Origin of the sequence: Pseudomonas fragi, assembly GCF_002269505.1 — a bacterium.
Taxonomy (GTDB): Bacteria; Pseudomonadota; Gammaproteobacteria; order Pseudomonadales; family Pseudomonadaceae; genus Aquipseudomonas; species Aquipseudomonas fragi_D.
In genome coordinates, this window is record NZ_NQKQ01000002.1 from 189,218 (window position 1) to 205,812 (window position 16,595).

The window sequence follows — 16,595 nt, forward strand, 5'->3', positions numbered from 1 at the left end:
GTTATTTTTTTTGTGGAGTTCAGCAATCAGATTTTTTTCAGGGCAGCACGGGCATAGGCTGCGACGATCACAAAGCAGCCCATCGGCAACAGGTAGGCCACGGCGGTGGAGGTGTGGTCGGCCACCAGGCCCATCACATAGGGCAACAGCGCACCGCCCACAATGGCCATGATCATGAAGGAGCTACCGCGCTTGGTATGCGGGCCGAGATTTTTCACGCCCATGGCAAACAGGGTGGGGAACATGATCGACATAAAAAAGAACGTCGCCACCAGTGCGACCACCGACACGCCTGCAACCCCCAGCACCACCACCGCGCACAGCGCCACGTTGATCAGCGCGTAGATCAGCAACAGGCGCTGGGCATTGACGCGGCCCATCAGCCAGGTACTGAAGAAGCGCCCGAACATAAAACTGAGCATGGCCACCGAGAGCAGATACGCCGCTTGCTGGCTGCTCATCTGCGCCCAGTGCTCGGTCACGTAGTTGATAAAAAACGCGCCCACGCCGACCTGCGCGCCCACATAAAAGAACTGGGTAATCACCCCGGTGACGAACTCGCGGTGCTGCCACAGGGTCTTGTGGTCGTGCTGTTGGGCCTGCACCTCTTGCTCGCGCAGATCGGGCAGCGGGGTGCGGGCGATCAGGATCGCCACCAGCAACACCAATGCGGCAATCACCAGATAAGTCATTTGCAGTGATTGTGTGGTGTCGGTGCTGTTGGCGCCGCTGAAGAACAAGGCGCCGCCAATCAAGGGCCCGAAAAACTGCCCCAGACCGTTGAACGACTGCGCCAGGTTCAAGCGCCGCTCGGCACCTGCGGGCTCACCCAGCACGGTGGCGTAGGGGTTGGCGGCGGTTTCCAGGCAACCCAGGCCGCAGGCGATCACAAACAGCGCGAACAGGAAAAACTGAAAACTTTGCGCTGCAGCGGCGGGCATAAACAGCAGCGCGCCAGTGGCGTAGAGGCACAGGCCCAGCAGAATGCCGGCCTTGTAGCCGTACTTGTCCATCAGCAAACCGGCGGGCAGGGCGATCAGAAAATACGCCCCGAAGTAGGCGCTTTGCAGCAAACCCGACTGCGCCTTGCTGACATGCAGGGTTTCCTGGAAGTGCTTGTTGAGGACGTCGAGCAGGCCATAGGACAGGCCCCAGAGAAAGAACAGGCAGGTGACCAGGATCAGTGCCCAGCGGTAGGACGTAACCGCCCGGGTAAAGGACGGTGCTGCAACGTTCGGGTGCTTGAGTGACATGACGCATCTCCTTTTTATTGTTGTTGGTTCGGCGTTGCGGTTTGCGTGGATCTACACCCTGTGGGAGCGAGCCTGCTCGCGATGCAGGCGGCTCGGTTTGCCTGACCACCGCGGTGATGCCATCGCGAGCAGGCTCGCTCCCACAGGGTCAGGGAGAATCGTTCAGGCTGAAAATCTGTACCATTGGCGCCCATTTTTCACCGGGCAAGGTCCAGGGCGTGGGCTGCTGGAAACGCCACATCAGTGCTTCCCATTCCTGCACCTTGGGGTCGCTGGCGCTGGCCCGTGCAAAAGCCTCGGTGCTGAAGCCGGGAGCGGTGTCCATTACCATGAACAGCCGCGTGCCCAGCCGCCAGATCTGCATGTCGAGCACGCCGTGCCGGCGCAAATGGGCGCTGATCTGCGGCCAGATCTGTTGGTGCAAACACTCGTACTCGGCAATCAATGCCGGGTCGTCCTTCAAGTCCAAAGCCAGGCACTGGCGGTTCATGTCAGTGCCCGGTCCAGATGGGTGTAGCCACCGTCCACCACCAGCCATTGCCCGGTGGTGTGGGAGGCACGCGGCGAGAGCAAAAACAGCACGCTGTCGGCAATTTCTGTGGCGGTGGTCATGCGCTGGCCCAGGGGGATTTTTTCGACAATGCTCGCCAGCTTGGCCTGCGGGTCGGTAAAGGTGTCGATCCAGCGCTCGTACAGCGGCGTCATGACTTCAGCGGGAACCACCGCATTGACCCGGATGCCGTCGCCCAGCAATGAAGTGGCCCATTCACGGGTCAACGACAGTTGCGCGCCCTTGGCCGCGGTGTAGCCGCTGGTGCCGCCTTGCCCGGTGAGGGCGGTCTTGGAGCTGATGTTGACGATGGCGCCGCGAGTGGCCTTGAGCGCCTCTACGCACAGGTGGGTCATCAGGTAGTAATGGATCAGGTTTTTTTCCAGCGATTCGACAAAGGCCGAACGCCCGGCATCAAGGCCCACGCCATCGTTGACTCCGGCGTTGTTGACCAGCCCGTCGATGCGCCCGAAGCGTTGCAGCACGCTGGCGACGGCTGCACGGCAGGCGTCTTCGTCGCGCAGTTCGACCTGCATGAACAGGCTGCGTGAACCGCGCTGGTCCAGTTGCCGCGCCAGATCATCGGACAGCGGGCTGTGGCCGAAAATGACCGGGATCGCGCCTTCATCGGCCAGCCCCAGGGTGATGGCCGCGCCAATCCCCGAGCCGCCGCCGGTGACGATAAACACCTTGTCTTGCAGCTGCAGATTCATTGCGTTGCTCCGTTTATGTTGTAGACACGGCATGCCGTTCCTCCCCAGATGGCCGCTTGTTGCGTCGGGCCAAGCGTGGAGGTCAGGCTGTCGAGCAAAGTGCAGGTGGCGCTGTAGTCGCTGGCCAGCAGGCACACCGGCCAGTCGGAGCCGAACATCAGGCGTTCGGGGCCGAACAGCTCCAGTGCGACGTGCAGATAGGGTGTCAGTTGCGCACTCTGCCAGTCGTGCCAATGGGCTTCGGTGATCAGCCCCGACAGCTTGCAACTCACGTGGGGCAGGGCAGCCAGCGGTGCAAGTTGGCGGGCCCAGGCTTTCAGGTCTGCGGCCTGGACGTCGGGTTTGCCCAAGTGGTCGAGCACCAGATGGTGGCGGTCATGCTGTTGGCACAGCTCGGTGACCGCGCCCAGATCCCGGGCCTTGACCAGTACTTCATAGACCAGCCCCCGGCGCTGCAGGGTGGCGAGGCCGCGCTGGAATTCGGGTTTTTGCATAAAGTCGGCAGGCGAGCTTTCGTCTTGCAGTTGATGACGAAAGCCACGCAACATCGGCGCCTGCGCCCAGCGCTCAAGCGAAGGCTCAAGGTCGCGGGCACACAGGTCGACCCAACCCACCACGGCGCGAATCCACGGGTAATGCTGCGCCAGTTGCAACAACTGATCGGTTTCGCTGGCACAGGCGCGGGCCTGCACGGCGATGCAACCGTCGAATCCTCCAGCATCGAGCAAGGGCCGCAGATCATCGGGGCTAAAGTCCTGGCGCAAATCGCTCATGTCGCGGCCTATCCACGGATAGGCCGCGGCGTCATAGCGCCAGAAGTGCTGGTGTGCATCCAGCCGAAGTGAGTGTGGGGACGACATTGTTGTTGTACTCCGTCCGTTTGCTTAACCCCGGTAGCGGTACTGCTCGCGGGAGGCGGCTTTCATCTGGATCGAGAACCCCGGCGCCTGCGGTGGCATATAGGCCGCGTTGCGAATCACGCAGGGGTCTTCGAAGTGCTCATGCAGATGGTCGACAAACTCCACCACCCGACCTTCGTGAGTCCCGGCAATGCACAGGTAGTCGATCATCGACAGGTGCTGCACGTATTCGCACAAGCCTACGCCGCCTGCATGCGGGCACACCGGCAGGTTGTACTTGGCGGCCATCAGCATCACGGCCAGCACTTCGTTGACCCCACCGAGACGGCAGGCGTCGATCTGCACCACGTCGATGGCTTCACGCATGATCAGTTGCTTGAACACGATACGGTTCTGGCACATTTCGCCGGTCGCGACCTTGACCGGGGCAACACCAAGGCGGATTTTACGATGCCCTTCGACATCGTCCGGGCTGGTCGGCTCTTCGATAAACCACGGCTTGGCAAATGACAGTTCACGCACCCAGTCGATGGCCGCATTGACTTCCCATACCTGGTTGGCGTCGATCATCAGCTTGCGGTTCGGGCCGATCACTTCGCGGGCGATACGCACGCGGCGGATATCGTCTTGCAGGTCGTGGCCAACTTTCAATTTGATATGGGAGAAGCCTGCATCCACCGCTTCCTGGCACAGACGGCGCAGTTTGTCATCGGCATAACCGAGCCACCCGGCGGAGGTGGTGTAGCAGGGGTAGCCTTGGGCTTCGAGCAACGCCAGGCGTTCGGCCTTGCCGTGGGCGCGTTCGCGCAGCAGGGTCAGTGCTTCGGCCGGTGTGATGCAGTCAGTGATGTAGCGAAAATCAATGCAGCGCACCAGTTCTTCGGGGCTCATGTCGGCCACCAGGCGCCATACCGGCTTGCCCGCGGCCTTGGCCCACAGGTCCCAGGCGGCGTTGACCACTGCACCGGTGGCCAGGTGAATGGCGCCCTTGTCCGGGCCGATCCAGCGCAGCTGGCTGTCGCTGGTCACGTGGCGCCAGAAGCGGCCCATGTCTTCGGCGATCCACTCCAGCTTCAAACCCACCAGCAGGCTGGACAGGGCCTTGATCGAAGCGCAGCAGATTTCGTTGCCACGGCCGATGGTGAAGGTCAGGCCATGGCCTTCGAGGTTGGGGGTGTCGGTTTCGAGGATGACATAGGCCGCCGAGTAGTCCGGGTCCGGGTTCATCGCGTCAGAGCCGTCGAGGGATTGCGAGGTGGGGAAGCGAATGTCTTCAACCCGTACGGCAGTAATAGTGGTCATGGTGCAGCTCCCTGTCAGTCGGCATTCACGGTGCGTTGCTGTTGTTCGCCCAGCCCGCTGATGCCCAGGCGCATGGTCTGGCCGGCACGCAGATATACAGGTGCGGGCTTGATACCCAGGCCGACGCCCGGCGGGGTGCCGGTGGAAATCACATCCCCCGGTTGCAGGCTCATGAACTGGCTGAGGTAGCTGATGATTTTCGGGATCTGGAAAATCATCGTGCGGGTGTTGCCGTTCTGGTAGCGATGGCCGTCCACTTCTAGCCACAGGTCGAGCTGGTGCGGATCGGCGATTTCGTCGCGGGTGACTAGCCACGGGCCCAGCGGGCCGAAGGTGTCGCAGCCTTTGCCTTTGTCCCAGGTGCCGCCCAGTTCCAGCTGGAACTCGCGCTCGGAAACGTCATTGATCACGCAGTAGCCGGCCACATGCTCAAGAGCTTCGCTTTCGCTGATATAGCGACCGCCTTTGCCGATGACCACGCCCAGTTCGACTTCCCAGTCGGTTTTGCGCGAATTGCGCGGGATTTCAACGTTGTCGTTGGGGCCGACAATGGCGCTGGTCCATTTGCTGAACACCACAGGCTCGGCGGGGATGGCGGCGCCGGTTTCGGCAGCATGGTCGGCGTAGTTCAGGCCGATGCAGATAAATTTGCCGACCTGACCGACGCAGGCGCCGATACGAGGTGAGCCCTCAACCAGTGGCAGGGTCGACGGGTCGATATCTTGCAGGCGGGCAATGTTTTCGGGGCTCAGGGTTTGGCCTGCGATGTCTGCGACCACTGCCGACAAATCACGCAGTTGGCCGTTGTTGTCGAGCAGGGCAGGGCGTTCCTGGCCTTTGTCACCGTAGCGCAGCAGTTTCATAAACAATCCTTTTAGGAGGCGAGGTCAAAAGCGATGGAGTCAGTTGCTCCAGCCGCCATCAATGATTTGTGCCGTGCCGGTGGTGAAACCGCTGGCACTTGAGCCCAGGTACAGCGCCAGCTGGGCGATTTCTTCGGCGGTGCCGATGCGGCCCATGGGCTGGCGTGCGGCAAAGGCGGCGTACACCTCGTCGACGCTGCGGCCTTCGCGTTCGGCCTGTTCACGGATACGCTGGCGCAGCGAAGGGGAGTCGACGGTGCCGGGGCAGATGGCGTTGCAGCGGATGTTCTGGCTGACGAAATCAGCCGCCACCGAACGGGTCAGGCCGATCACCGCGCCCTTGCTGGCGCAGTAGGCAAAACGGTTGGGCACGCCTTTGACGCTGGAGGCCACTGAGGCCATGTTGATGATCGAACCGCCGCCGTTGCCCAGCATGCCCGGCAAGAAAGCGCGGATCATGCGGTACATGGCGGTCACGTTGAGGTCCAGGGCGAAGCTCCAGTCCTTCTCTTCGCATTCCAGAATAGTGCCGCTGTGTACCACGCCGGCGCAGTTGAACAGCACATCCAGTGGGCCAAGTTGAGTGGCCAGGCGCTCGATGGCGGCGGCGTCGGTGACGTTGAGAACATGTTTGTGCGCGCCTTCAAGGGCGTCGAGGGCACTGGCATTGATGTCGGCGGCGAAGACTTCGGCACCGGCGGCGAGGTATGCCTGGACGGTGGCCTGGCCAATCCCCTGCGCAGCGGCAGTGATCAGCACACGTTTGCCGGAAAGATCCATGGGTGCTCCGTTACGATGTCATTGTTTTTATAGTTGGCCCAATGGTCAGGCCATTAAAGGCGTAGCAAATGGCAAAACGACACAAGTTCAGGGATAAGGTTTGCTATGATCGCTTTACCGTATCCATCCAATGGTCAGGCCATTGGGCCTTTTGTAGCATGCACCTTAGCCTTCAACAAGCGTCTTTTTTTGCCCCAAGTGCTTGTCGAATGCTGTCCAAACCAGAGCTTATTTCCTGATGCCATTTCAAGTTATTGATAACCAACGGCTTTATCGGCAAATCGCTGATCAGCTACGCGCCTTGATCGACAGCGGTGAATTCCCGCCGGGCAGCCGCTTGCCGGCTGAGCGTGAACTGGCCAAGTTGCTGGGGGTCAGTCGCGCCTCGGTGCGTGAGGCGATGATTGCGCTGGAAGTCATAGGGCTGGTGGATGTGCGCGTCGGTAACGGGGTGCTGGTCTGTGAGCCGCCGGTGCAAGCGGTGTCAGATGAACCGGTAATGGCCCAGGCCACGCGCAACCAGTGGAAAGAACTGGACCCTGAGCTGAACCTTGAAATCGACTTCAATGCCGAAATTCCACCGTTCGCGCTGTTACAGGCCCGCCGCCTGATAGAGCCCGAAGCGGCTGCACTGGCGGCGATCAATGCCAGTGACGAAGAGTTGGCGGGCATCCGCGAGGCTTTTGAGCGCAACGTCCAGGACAATCGCGAAGGCTCGCACACCCACCCCGGCGACCGCCTGTTCCATATCCGCATTGCCCAGGCCTCGGACAACCCGGCCTATGCCCTGATGATCCAGCACCTGCTGGGCCATCGTTACGGCAGCATGTTCCAGCGTCTGCAAAACCACTACACCCCGCAGGACATGACCCACCGCTCGGAAGATGAACACCGCCGTGTCCTGCAAGCGCTGGAGCAGCACGATGCGCCCGCCGCACGGCAGGCAATGGCCGAGCATCTGGATGAAGTGATCCGTATCTTCAGCCGCAGCGCGCGTTGATCTTCAGTAGCCCGGCGGGTGGAAATGGGATTAGTCCTACATTTATGGGGATTTTCCCTAGGTGAAAACCTTGCAGCTCTCGAGATAATGGACCTACACCGTTTCTCGATGGGCCATCGTAATGTCCGGAAATCCCCTGCGTATCCTGATTCTCGAAGATGACAGCTTCCAGCGTGCCGTGGCGGTGCGCATGTTGCGTTCTCTGGGTTGTCATGAAGTATTCGAGGCCAGTGACGGCAGCCAGGCGCTGGCGGTTCTTCAGCAAGTGGGGGCTGTGGATATCGCCGTGTGCGATTTGCAGATGGAGGGCATGGACGGCCTTGCGTTTTTGCGCCGTGTGGGCCGGTCGGGGCAAGTCCGGTCGATCATTGTCAGCAGTGCGCTGTCAGCCGATTTGCTGACTGCCGCGCACCAGCTCATTGCCCTGTTGGGGCTTGAGTTGCTGGGCGATGTCGGAAAACCGTTATATGCCGATGTGCTGCAGCCTCTGTTGCACAAGTATCAAAGCATCTGCACGTTCGAGCCTGTGCCGGGCAACACACAGTCACTGGCCTGCGAGGACGAGGTCCGTCAGGCCCTGGCCCTGCAGCAATTGCACGCCTGGTATCAACCCAAGTTAAATCTGCAAACCGGTGAGGTGTGCGGTGTCGAGGTGCTCAGCCGCTGGTTGCATCCCGACAAGGGCGTGTTGCCGCCCGCGTTGTATATCCCGGTGCTTGAGCGTTGCGGGTTGATGGACGAGTTGTTGTTTGCCCAACTCGATCAGGCGTTGAGCCTGCAAGAACAAGCCCGGACTCGGGGTTACCCGTTGAACATGGCGTTCAACCTGCAAGCGGCGCAACTGGCCAACAGTCAGCTGACTTACACCCTCAAGGGGATTCTGACCCGTCATGTCACGCCGGGCTCCAGGTTGACCTTTGAACTGACTGAAACCGGCCTGCTACAAGCGCCGGCAGCCAGCCTGGAAAACCTGGTGCGCCTGCGCATGATGGGTTGCCGGCTATCAATTGACGATTTTGGTGCCGGATTTTCTTCACTGCAACGCCTGTGTCAGTTGCCGTTCAACGAAATCAAACTGGACGGCGAATTTGCCCGCAACCTGGAGCATGAACCGCGTTGCGCAGCTGTGATCGCCAGCTCTCTGGCCCTGGGTAAAGCCTTGGGTATGTCGGTGGTTATCGAAGGGATTGAAACCGATGCCCAGTGCCAGCGTTTGCTGGCCATGGGGTGTGTTGAAGGGCAGGGTTACGGGTTGGCGCGGCCCATGAGCGGGCAGGACTTGCTGCACTGGTTACAGCAACGTGAAACAAGCCCTGTCCTTGCCGCTGCTAGTTGAAGGTGTAGGGCGTGAGGGCGGTGGGGTCGATGTTCTGTTCGACCTTGACCATCGCAGCCTTGAGCGGGCAGAGCAGGCCCGCGCTGGTTTTGCGGCAGTCCCCGGCGCTCTGGAAGTCACTTTTGAGGGGCTTTTGTGTGCCGGTCAGCTGGGTCAGGTTACGGATCTGATCCATTGACTGGGCCTCAAAGGCGATGCGCAAAAAGTACTCGCCGGTTTTGACTTCCTTGTAGCGCTCGAACTGCAAGGTACCCACGGGCGGGATATTGTTGGCGATGTAATCTCCCTGCTTCCAGCCGAAGCCGAGCATGGTGCGCAGGTAAGCGATATTGGTGTCGTGAGCCACCAGCAGCATCAGCGGTACATCGGGTGGGGTACTGGGCACGTCTTGTTGCGCCAGAGGGGTGCCCTGCTTGAGCTCCAGGGCAATCTGGTTCATCAGCTCGGAGGCACCGCGACTGGCGATATAGGGTATGTCGTTGAGGTAGTCGTACTTGGCCTTGGTCAGCACCATCAGGCTAGACACCTCGGCGGCGGTGCGGGCATTACCGAACGCGACCTTGTCCAGTGGCAGGCCCTGGCTGTATTCCAGGCGAAACACTTCGCCCATGTTGGCACCGGCGCTCAGGCCCTTGATCGCGAAACGGCCCTTGGCATTTTGCTCCAGTTGCCAGTCCTGTTTGCCGTAGGGGCAATCGGTGGCGGGCAGGCAGACGGCCTCCCTGAGTTTCTCTTCAAAGGGCCTGTAGCGTGCCTGTGCGGCTTCGACGCTACCGCCCAGGGCCTTGAGAATTTCGGCTTTGGCCTTGACCGGATCGAGAGCGGCAAAGGGCATTTCATTGGCCTGGAACAGAGCGTCCTGCTTGCCGCTGACATAGGTCGGTTGCAGGCCGCAGCCGGGGAACATGCCATCGAGCAAGGCCTGGGCCGTGGCCTTGGTGCGTTGCAGGGGGCTTGCGTGTACCAGCAACTGGCTGGCATCCGGACAACCTTGGGGGATCAAACCGGCGGCCCGCAGCACTTCGCCACGGTAGCGGCCCATTTCCACCGCGCCGGTGTAGCCGTGGCCGGTCAGGTTGCCAAAGGGCACCAACCAGGTCGGCCATTTGCGTTGGGTGACCGAGGTCAGCAGCTTTTCATTGGACTCGGTAGGCGGGCGCACTCCGTGGCGGCTGACCTGCACGACTTTATCCAGTACATAACCGTCGCTGGTGGGCGTCTGGGCCAAGGCTGCGGGGCTGAACAGGCTGGCCAGCAACAGGCCGGTATAAAGCGGGGGCAGCGTCTTCATCGATCTTCCTTTGGTCTTCCTGACTGGGTGGGCGCAGTGTAGTCGCTGACGAGCGGAGCGAGGCTGCGTGAAATCAATCAAAATCTCGCAGCCTTCGTTCTTTGTCAGCGACTACCCAAAAGTCAAAGCAGTGCGTATTTTGTAGCCATTGCCCACCGCGGGCTGCACAACAACAAGGACAGTGGCATGACAAGCGATGGCCAGGGCTCACTCGCACAGCGATTGGCGGGTATTGATGAAGTTGAGTGTGTCACCCCCGATCTCAATGGTGTACCGCGCGGCAAGGTAATGACCGCTGCCGGGTTCCTTGAAGGCCGGCGCCTGCAGATGGCGCGTGGGGTGCTGCTGCAATGCATCATGGGCGGCTACCCCGAATCGCGCTTTTATGGCAGCGAGGACGGTGACCTTGCATTGGTGCCAGACCTCACCCGGCTTTATCGCCTGCCCTGGAGCCAGCCACCCCGGGCCCTGGCCATTTGTGATGCCGATGAGCTCAGCGGTGAAAGCTCGCGGCTGTCGACCCGTGGCCAGTTGAAGGCGGTGATCGCCCGCTACGCGGCTCGGGGGCTCGCACCGGTGGTAGCGACCGAGCTGGAGTTCTTTGTGTTTGCGCCCAACACTGATCCGACCCAACCGTTCCGCCCACCAGTGGGGCTGGACGGGCGTCGCGAGGACGGCTTTTCAGCGTTCAGCATCAGTTCCAACAACGGTTTGCGGCCATTTTTCAGCGAAGTCTATCAATGCATGGCAGCACTGGGCCTGCCTCGCGATACCTTCATGCACGAGATGGGCGTCAGCCAGTTCGAGATCAACCTGTTGCACGGCGATCCTCTGTTGCTGGCCGACCAGACTTTTCTGTTTAAGCACTTGCTCAAGGAAGTCGCCCTTAAACATGGTCTGACGGTGGTGTGCATGGCCAAGCCGCTGGCGCACACGGCCGGCAGCTCGATGCATATTCACCAGAGCGTGGTACAGGCAGGCAGCGGGCAAAACGTGTTCAGCGACGAAAAAGGGCAGCCGACGGCAACCTTTCGCCACTTCGTTGGTGGGCAGCAAGCGTGCATGGCGGACTTTACCGCGCTGTTTGCGCCGAACGTGAATTCCTATCAACGTTTGTTCCACCCTTATGCGTCGCCCAACAATGCCTGCTGGTCGCACGATAACCGCTCCGCGGGCTTGCGCATTCCGGCCAGCTCACCTGCGGCGCGGCGGGTCGAAAACCGTTTGCCGGGGGCAGATGCCAACCCGTATCTGGCGATTGCCGCCAGTCTCGCGGCAGGGTTGTATGGTATTGAGCGAGGGCTTGAGCCAACCGCTGCGAACCAGGGTGAGTTACAGGTGCCCGAGGCGCTGACATTGCCCTGCACCTTGCACGCGGCACTGGCACGCCTTGCCCGTAGTGAAATGGCGATTGAACTGTTCGGCACTGAGTTCATCGAAGGTTACGTTGCGTCCAAGACGCTGGAGCTGACCAGCTTCCATGACGAAATCACGCCCTGGGAACGTCGCGTTCTGGCGGCTCAGGCTTGACCGTTTAAATCTGTGGCGCCGGGCCTGTTCCCGGTGGCAGACACAAGGAGCCGTACGGAAAGCCAATGCACCAGATCTGGAAGTCCTTTAGAGCGTTGTATTTTGCCTCGCTGATGATGTTGATCGGCTCCGGCCTGTTGAGTACTTATCTGGCGCTGCGCCTCGCAGCAGACAATGTCGACGGCCTGTGGATCGGCGCGCTGATGGCGGCCAACTATTTTGGCCTGGTGCTGGGTGGCAAGATCGGCCACCGGCTGATTGCCAGGGTCGGGCATATTCGTGCCTACGCCACGTGCGCCGGTATCGTCGGTGCGGCGGTGTTGTGTCACGGGCTGACGGACTGGTTGCCGATCTGGCTGCTGCTGCGGGTGATTGTCGGTCTGGGCATGATGTGCCAGTACATGGTCATCGAAAGCTGGCTTAACGAGCAGGCCGAGGCCCGGCAGCGCGGCGTGGTGTTCAGCCTTTACATGATCGCCTCCTATTTGGGCCTGGTGCTTGGGCAATTGATCCTGGCGGTTCACCCGCAGCTCGGTCTTGAGTTGCTGATGGTTGTGGCCTTGTGTTTTGCCCTGTGCCTGGTGCCTGTGGCCATGACCCGGCGTATTCACCCGGCGCCTTTGCATCCGGCGCCGATGGACCCTAAATTCTTTATCAAGCGTGTGCCGCAGTCGTTGATCGCGGTGATGGGGGCGGGTTTGCTGGTGGGCTCGTTTTACGGTCTGGCGCCGCTCTACGCATCGCAGCAAGGGCTGTCCACCGAGCTGGTCGGCTTGTATATGGGTAGCTGCATTTTTGCAGGCTTGCTGGTGCAGTGGCCGTTGGGCTGGTTGTCCGATCGCTATGACCGGCCGTTGCTGATCCGTATCTTCGCCGGCTTGCTGGCGGTGGCGGCGCTGCCGTTGGCGATCTTGCCAGCGGTGCCCATGCAGGTACTGTTTATTGCCGGTTGCCTGGCGGCTTTGCTGCAATTTTGCATCTATCCGCTGGCCGTGGCCTTTGCCAACGACCATATCGAGCCGGAGCGCCGTGTGTCGCTGACGGCCATGCTGCTGGTGACTTACGGCGTGGGCGCAAGCGTGGGGCCGTTGGTGGCGGGGGTGCTGATGAAACTGTTCGGCAGCCAGATGCTCTATGGGTTTTTCAGCGTGGCGGGGTTGATCCTGGTATGGCGGATTCGCCCGAATGCAGTGACCAACCTGCACCAGGTCGACGATGCGCCGCTCCATCACGTGGCCATGCCCGACAGCATGTCCAGCTCGCCGCTGGTCGCCGCCCTTGACCCTCGGGTGGATGAGCAGGTGGTGCAGGAGCAAATGGTGCAGGAGCCGGTGGAGGAGGTTGAGACCGGGTCGCCGGATACACCCTCACCCCAGCCCTCTCCCGGAGGGAGAGGGAGCTAGAGGCAAAAGCAGGTCTGCGTAGCGCCACCCATCAGTCCCCTCTCCCTTTGGGAGAGGGTTAGGGTGAGGGGCTTTTAGTAATCATCGTCTTTATCGAACTGGCGCGCCTCGCGCTGCAGTTGATAGACAAACCGCTCGACCTGGCGCTGCACGGCGCCGCTGATGTTGTGAAAGCGCATGCCGGCAAAGGTGATGTTCAGGCGCTCTTCAAAATGCAGGTAGCGCAGCTCCACGGGCGTGGACATCAGGCCGAACGGCAGGTCGGCGCTGAAGCGCTCATACACCTGGCCCAGTTGCATGCCCTGGCTGATGTCCCCCTCAAAGCGCAATTTGCAGCCGGTTGCCGAAACGTCCAGCAACTTGCCCTTGATCGGGGCCTTGAGCTTGTCACCCGCCACTTGCACATTGACCAGATTGGCCAGCCGCAGGGCCGCTCGAAACGCATTTCGGCGCTGGTGGTACACCACTTCGCGGGGTAAGGCGCCGCGATAGCAACGGTGGTCATGGCTGTCGTCGATGGTCAGCGGTGTGGTGCATTCCCAGGCGATGCGCACGCCGTCATGGAAACCCTCAACCTTGAACGGCACTCCCGCTTCAAGAAACCGCTCACCGTCACGGGGGATCATTTCGTCCAGGGCCATGGCGTTGCTCTCGCGATTGACATCCACCACATAGCTCTGGAAACGCTGAGTGCGGTCCTGGAAAGTAATGATCAGCGGGTCATGGCTCTCTTGCAGCATCCGCAAGTTGGAGGCAATTTCCAACGGCGTGGTGAGCACCTTTGGTGGTTGCGGAGCATCTTGGGCGTCGAACACGGTTGATCAATCTCCAGACAAAATACAGCGACACGCAAAAGAGGCATTCTGCCATCATGTTGCGTGTCTCGCTACAGAGGGTGGTTACGCGGGCTCAAGCCTGGCTGTAGGCACGGTGCCGGTTGAGCATCGAGGTGCTGCCGCGTGCGTCATACAGCGATGGGGCTTCGCCGCCATGCAGGATGCGCAACTGATTGGCGGTGATCGCCTGCTGGGTCTGGATCGATTGGCCATTGAGCAGGTTGGCAGCCTGGCATTGAGCCAGTAGCTGGTTCAGCACATCGCTCTGGCTGAGCAACTGCGTGCCCACGCTGGAGTGGCTGGCCAGGCTTTCGAGGCCGCTGCGGTTGGTGGCCAGGCCGAGGCTGGCGAGAATCTCGCTGCGTCTGCGGCCATGCTGCTCAAGCAAAATGATCAGCGACTGTTTACGCGCCAGAATGTTTTCCAGCACCTGCATGTCGCGGCCCTTGAGGGCGATGGACTCGTCCTGCAACAGACCGAGCAATTGCTCGGCGGGGGCGAGGTCATCGTTGATCAGTTGCAGTAAATTTTCGTCGTGCATAACGGGCTCGGGGAATTAAGCGTCCATAAGCCTGCACCGGCCGTGGGGCCTAGCGCTGGGCTTCCATGTCTAGCAGTTTGCTGGCGACCCGGTTGCTGTCGACTTTGTAGCTGCCATCGGCAATGGCCTGTTTAAGCTCTGCCACGCGACTTTTGTCGACTGCAGGTTGGTCACGCAACGAGTCGCTGATCTTCTGCAACTGTTGAGCCTCTTGGCTGAGGTGTACAGATTCCCCGCTCGGGGCGCTCGCGCTGGTTTGCTCAGGGCTGTTTGCCGGGGCCGCTTGCGTGGCGCTGCCGGTTTCCTGGCTGGCGTTGCTGCGCGTACTGCCCGCCAGGGGAGGGGCGCTGTTGAGACGACTGAAGTCGATGACCATAACGAAAAACCTCGGGGTATTTGGACGCTTGCCATGTTTTCGGCCAAACCCGGAAAAACTTTAGGCTCGATTAATCATAGCTTCACACAGAACTGTACTGATCTGCGTCAAACCACAGTGTAGGAAAGTCGCGAGACTGATGCCAACTTTCCTACAATGCCACTTCTACTTGCCCGGGTGCCGTCACCCTGGCGCGGATAACACGTTTGGAATTCAGGTTTTTTACCCGGATCTGCTCACTGAGGCCACCGTCTGACAGCGCTTCGCCTGGCATCTTGACACTTAAAGAGCCGCTGCGGGCGCTGATGACCACATGATCACCCTTGCGCACGGTGGCCGCCTGCTCCAGATGGGTGAGGGTCAGCACTTGATCGGTCACCATCGGGCGCAGCAGTTTCTGACCGACGGCCAGCTCGGTGGCCGTCAGGTAACCCTGGCTGATCAGGCTGACATCGCGTTCGCGCAGGGTCACGTCGGGGTAGTCGATAACCATGCCGCGCTTGAGCGGGTGGTTGACGGTGACCACGTCACGAAACAGTTTGACCTGGGCCGGCACGAAGATGGTCCACGGCGACAGCCCTTCGCAGCGTACGCGCACGATCACGCGGCCCATGGGTTGCGCCGGACTTTCGAGGGAGGCTGTCAATTCCTTGTCGCAATGGGCCAGGCGCAAACGCGGGTCGAGGTTGTTGACCTGGATCTGGTATCGGCCCTCGGTCTGGCTGGTGGCCAGGTAGTCTTCAACCGTGAATTCAAGAAAGCCCTGGGTCACGCCGATAAGCTGTTCAGGCGATGTAAACGCGTCAGCCCTGCTATAAGTGCTGAGTGCAAGCAAAGTGCCCGCCGCCAGCAGCCGCAGAGTCTGTAGGAAAAGTCGGTGGCAGGAATTTGTCGTTTTGGCGTTCATGGTCGATAAAAAGCAAGCCCCGTGCCGTTTATGGAACTCGCGGGGTGAAACTTGAAGTTTTTAAGAGGAGCTGAGTATGGCCGGAGTGATGGATGCGGTTAACCAGCGCACTCAACTGGTGGGGCAAAACCGCCTGGAGCTGTTGCTGTTTCGTCTGGATGGGCCACAGCTCTACGGGATCAATGTGTTCAAGGTTCGCGAGGTGCTGCAATGCCCCAAGCTGACCCTGATCCCCAAGTCGCACCCGGTGGTGTGTGGTGTGGCGAGCATTCGCGGTGCGACCATTCCGATTCTCGATCTGGCGATGGCCACCGGTGCGGGTGCCTTGAAAGATCAAAGCAACCCCTTTGTGATCATCACCGAGTACAACACCAAGACTCAGGGCTTTCTGGTGCGTTCGGTCGAACGTATCGTCAACATGAACTGGGAAGACATTCATCCGCCACCCAAGGGCACCGGGCACGACCACTACCTGACGGCCGTTACCCGTATGGACGAGCAACTGGTCGAAATTATCGACGTGGAAAAAGTGCTGGCAGAGGTTTCGCCATCGTCTGAAACCATCAGCCAGGGCGTGGTGGATGTTGAAACCCAAAGCAAGGCGCTGTCATTGCGGGTGCTGACCGTCGACGATTCGTCGGTGGCGCGCAAGCAGGTTGCCCGTTGCCTGCAATCGGTGGGCGTTGAAGTGGTGTCGCTCAATGACGGCCGTCAGGCGCTGGACTACCTGCGCAAGCTGGTGGAAGAGGGCAAGAACCCGTCTGAAGAGTTTCTGATGATGATCTCGGATATCGAGATGCCGGAAATGGACGGCTACACGCTTACAGCTGAAATCCGCAACGACCCGCGGATGCAAAAATTGCACATCATTCTGCATACTTCGTTGTCCGGGGTATTCAATCAGGCGATGGTCAAAAAAGTCGGTGCCGATGACTTTTTGGCCAAGTTCCGCCCTGATGACCTGGCATCCCGGGTAGTAGACCGGATCAAAGCAGCAGACCACAGCTAGGGGCGCAGCCCTTGGCGGTCAAAACGATTTAAGAGGCAGGATCAT

Annotated in this window: 17 protein-coding genes; 5 read left to right on the forward strand and 12 right to left on the reverse strand. The window is 60.3% G+C overall.

Annotated features, from left to right (window positions below; all coding sequences use genetic code 11):
• Positions 1-26 precede the first annotated feature (26 nt).
• The 7 genes from fucP to CJU81_RS03425 all read right to left on the reverse strand — a co-directional run bounded on the left by fucP (position 27) and on the right by CJU81_RS03425 (position 6,321).
• Complete coding sequence (fucP, locus tag CJU81_RS03395) at positions 27-1,253, reverse strand: L-fucose:H+ symporter permease (protein WP_095035491.1); 1,227 nt, start codon at positions 1,251-1,253, stop codon at positions 27-29.
• Positions 1,254-1,401: 148 nt separating this feature from the next.
• Positions 1,402-1,743, reverse strand: coding sequence for an L-rhamnose mutarotase (locus tag CJU81_RS03400; protein WP_095035492.1), 342 nt, complete (start codon positions 1,741-1,743; stop codon positions 1,402-1,404).
• Positions 1,740-2,516 carry an SDR family oxidoreductase gene (locus tag CJU81_RS03405; RefSeq protein WP_095035493.1) on the reverse strand — a complete coding sequence of 259 codons (777 nt, stop codon included), beginning with the start codon at positions 2,514-2,516 and terminating at the stop codon, positions 1,740-1,742. The genes CJU81_RS03400 and CJU81_RS03405 overlap by 4 nt, the downstream gene beginning before the upstream one ends.
• On the reverse strand, positions 2,513-3,376 hold the full coding sequence (locus CJU81_RS03410; RefSeq protein WP_095035494.1) for an amidohydrolase family protein: 864 nt from the start codon (positions 3,374-3,376) through the stop codon (positions 2,513-2,515). Before CJU81_RS03410 ends, CJU81_RS03405 begins: the two co-directional genes overlap by 4 nt.
• A 24-nt stretch (positions 3,377-3,400) precedes the next feature.
• On the reverse strand, positions 3,401-4,678 hold the full coding sequence (locus tag CJU81_RS03415; RefSeq protein WP_095035495.1) for an L-fuconate dehydratase: 1,278 nt from the start codon (positions 4,676-4,678) through the stop codon (positions 3,401-3,403).
• Between the two features lie 14 nt (positions 4,679-4,692).
• Positions 4,693-5,541 (reverse strand): fumarylacetoacetate hydrolase family protein, encoded by an 849-nt coding sequence (locus CJU81_RS03420; protein WP_095035496.1) that lies wholly within the window; start codon positions 5,539-5,541, stop codon positions 4,693-4,695.
• A 39-nt stretch (positions 5,542-5,580) separates the two neighbouring features.
• Positions 5,581-6,321 carry an SDR family oxidoreductase gene (locus tag CJU81_RS03425; protein ID WP_095035497.1) on the reverse strand — a complete coding sequence of 247 codons (741 nt, stop codon included), beginning with the start codon at positions 6,319-6,321 and terminating at the stop codon, positions 5,581-5,583.
• 238 nt (positions 6,322-6,559) lie between these two features.
• On the opposite strand from CJU81_RS03425, the gene CJU81_RS03430 reads away from it, so the two are divergent.
• The gene (locus tag CJU81_RS03430) at positions 6,560-7,321 is read left to right on the forward strand and encodes a FadR/GntR family transcriptional regulator (protein WP_095035498.1); all 762 of its coding nucleotides are present in this window, start codon (positions 6,560-6,562) and stop codon (positions 7,319-7,321) included.
• Positions 7,322-7,442: 121 nt separating this feature from the next.
• Positions 7,443-8,657, forward strand: coding sequence for an EAL domain-containing response regulator (locus tag CJU81_RS03435; RefSeq protein WP_095035499.1), 1,215 nt, complete (start codon positions 7,443-7,445; stop codon positions 8,655-8,657).
• Here CJU81_RS03435 and CJU81_RS03440 read toward each other — a convergent pair.
• On the reverse strand, positions 8,650-9,948 hold the full coding sequence (locus CJU81_RS03440) for a histidine-type phosphatase (protein WP_095035500.1): 1,299 nt from the start codon (positions 9,946-9,948) through the stop codon (positions 8,650-8,652). The two genes, CJU81_RS03435 and CJU81_RS03440, sit on opposite strands and share 8 nt — an antisense overlap.
• 288 nt (positions 9,949-10,236) lie before the next feature.
• Between CJU81_RS03440 and CJU81_RS03445 the strand changes: the two genes are divergently transcribed.
• Together CJU81_RS03445 and CJU81_RS03450 are read left to right on the forward strand one after the other, a co-directional pair.
• Positions 10,237-11,478: a glutamine synthetase family protein gene (locus tag CJU81_RS03445; protein WP_176464793.1), complete on the forward strand. Its 1,242-nt coding sequence runs from the start codon at positions 10,237-10,239 to the stop codon at positions 11,476-11,478.
• 65 nt (positions 11,479-11,543) lie between these two features.
• Positions 11,544-12,881: an MFS transporter gene (locus CJU81_RS03450; RefSeq protein ID WP_095035502.1), complete on the forward strand. Its 1,338-nt coding sequence runs from the start codon at positions 11,544-11,546 to the stop codon at positions 12,879-12,881.
• A gap of 74 nt (positions 12,882-12,955) precedes the next feature.
• On the opposite strand, the gene CJU81_RS03455 is transcribed toward CJU81_RS03450, so the two are convergent.
• From CJU81_RS03455 to flgA, 4 genes are all read right to left on the reverse strand, one after another.
• Positions 12,956-13,696 (reverse strand): flagellar brake protein, encoded by a 741-nt coding sequence (locus CJU81_RS03455; RefSeq protein WP_095035503.1) that lies wholly within the window; start codon positions 13,694-13,696, stop codon positions 12,956-12,958.
• Positions 13,697-13,790: 94 nt separating this feature from the next.
• Entirely contained in the window at positions 13,791-14,258 is a 468-nt protein-coding gene (locus CJU81_RS03460) for a flagella synthesis protein FlgN (protein WP_095035504.1), read from the reverse strand.
• Positions 14,259-14,307: 49 nt separating this feature from the next.
• Positions 14,308-14,634, reverse strand: a complete 327-nt coding sequence (flgM, locus tag CJU81_RS03465; RefSeq protein ID WP_095035505.1) for a flagellar biosynthesis anti-sigma factor FlgM — start codon at positions 14,632-14,634, stop codon at positions 14,308-14,310.
• 151 nt (positions 14,635-14,785) lie between these two features.
• Positions 14,786-15,541, reverse strand: a complete 756-nt coding sequence (flgA, locus tag CJU81_RS03470) for a flagellar basal body P-ring formation chaperone FlgA (protein ID WP_095029685.1) — start codon at positions 15,539-15,541, stop codon at positions 14,786-14,788.
• 76 nt (positions 15,542-15,617) lie between these two features.
• Between flgA and CJU81_RS03475 the strand changes: the two genes are divergently transcribed.
• Positions 15,618-16,550: a chemotaxis protein CheV gene (locus CJU81_RS03475; RefSeq protein ID WP_095029684.1), complete on the forward strand. Its 933-nt coding sequence runs from the start codon at positions 15,618-15,620 to the stop codon at positions 16,548-16,550.
• Positions 16,551-16,595: the final 45 nt, after the last annotated feature.

Excerpts from the sequence above, each read along its gene's own strand:
- CJU81_RS03425 (WP_095035497.1), bottom strand. The coding sequence starts at position 6,321 with ATGGATCTTTCCGGCAAACGTGTGCTGATCACTGCCGCTGCGCAGGGG.
- flgA (WP_095029685.1), bottom strand. The coding sequence starts at position 15,541 with ATGAACGCCAAAACGACAAATTCCTGCCACCGACTTTTCCTACAGACT.
- CJU81_RS03475 (WP_095029684.1), top strand. The coding sequence starts at position 15,618 with ATGGCCGGAGTGATGGATGCGGTTAACCAGCGCACTCAACTGGTGGGG.
- flgM (WP_095035505.1), bottom strand. The coding sequence starts at position 14,634 with ATGGTCATCGACTTCAGTCGTCTCAACAGCGCCCCTCCCCTGGCGGGC.
- CJU81_RS03460 (WP_095035504.1), bottom strand. The coding sequence starts at position 14,258 with ATGCACGACGAAAATTTACTGCAACTGATCAACGATGACCTCGCCCCC.
- CJU81_RS03410 (WP_095035494.1), bottom strand. The coding sequence starts at position 3,376 with ATGTCGTCCCCACACTCACTTCGGCTGGATGCACACCAGCACTTCTGG.
- CJU81_RS03405 (WP_095035493.1), bottom strand. The coding sequence starts at position 2,516 with ATGAATCTGCAGCTGCAAGACAAGGTGTTTATCGTCACCGGCGGCGGC.
- CJU81_RS03420 (WP_095035496.1), bottom strand. The coding sequence starts at position 5,541 with ATGAAACTGCTGCGCTACGGTGACAAAGGCCAGGAACGCCCTGCCCTG.
- CJU81_RS03450 (WP_095035502.1), top strand. The coding sequence starts at position 11,544 with ATGCACCAGATCTGGAAGTCCTTTAGAGCGTTGTATTTTGCCTCGCTG.
- CJU81_RS03440 (WP_095035500.1), bottom strand. The coding sequence starts at position 9,948 with ATGAAGACGCTGCCCCCGCTTTATACCGGCCTGTTGCTGGCCAGCCTG.
- CJU81_RS03415 (WP_095035495.1), bottom strand. The coding sequence starts at position 4,678 with ATGACCACTATTACTGCCGTACGGGTTGAAGACATTCGCTTCCCCACC.
- CJU81_RS03400 (WP_095035492.1), bottom strand. The coding sequence starts at position 1,743 with ATGAACCGCCAGTGCCTGGCTTTGGACTTGAAGGACGACCCGGCATTG.
- CJU81_RS03445 (WP_176464793.1), top strand. The coding sequence starts at position 10,237 with ATGACCGCTGCCGGGTTCCTTGAAGGCCGGCGCCTGCAGATGGCGCGT.
- CJU81_RS03430 (WP_095035498.1), top strand. The coding sequence starts at position 6,560 with ATGCCATTTCAAGTTATTGATAACCAACGGCTTTATCGGCAAATCGCT.
- CJU81_RS03435 (WP_095035499.1), top strand. The coding sequence starts at position 7,443 with ATGTCCGGAAATCCCCTGCGTATCCTGATTCTCGAAGATGACAGCTTC.
- fucP (WP_095035491.1), bottom strand. The coding sequence starts at position 1,253 with ATGTCACTCAAGCACCCGAACGTTGCAGCACCGTCCTTTACCCGGGCG.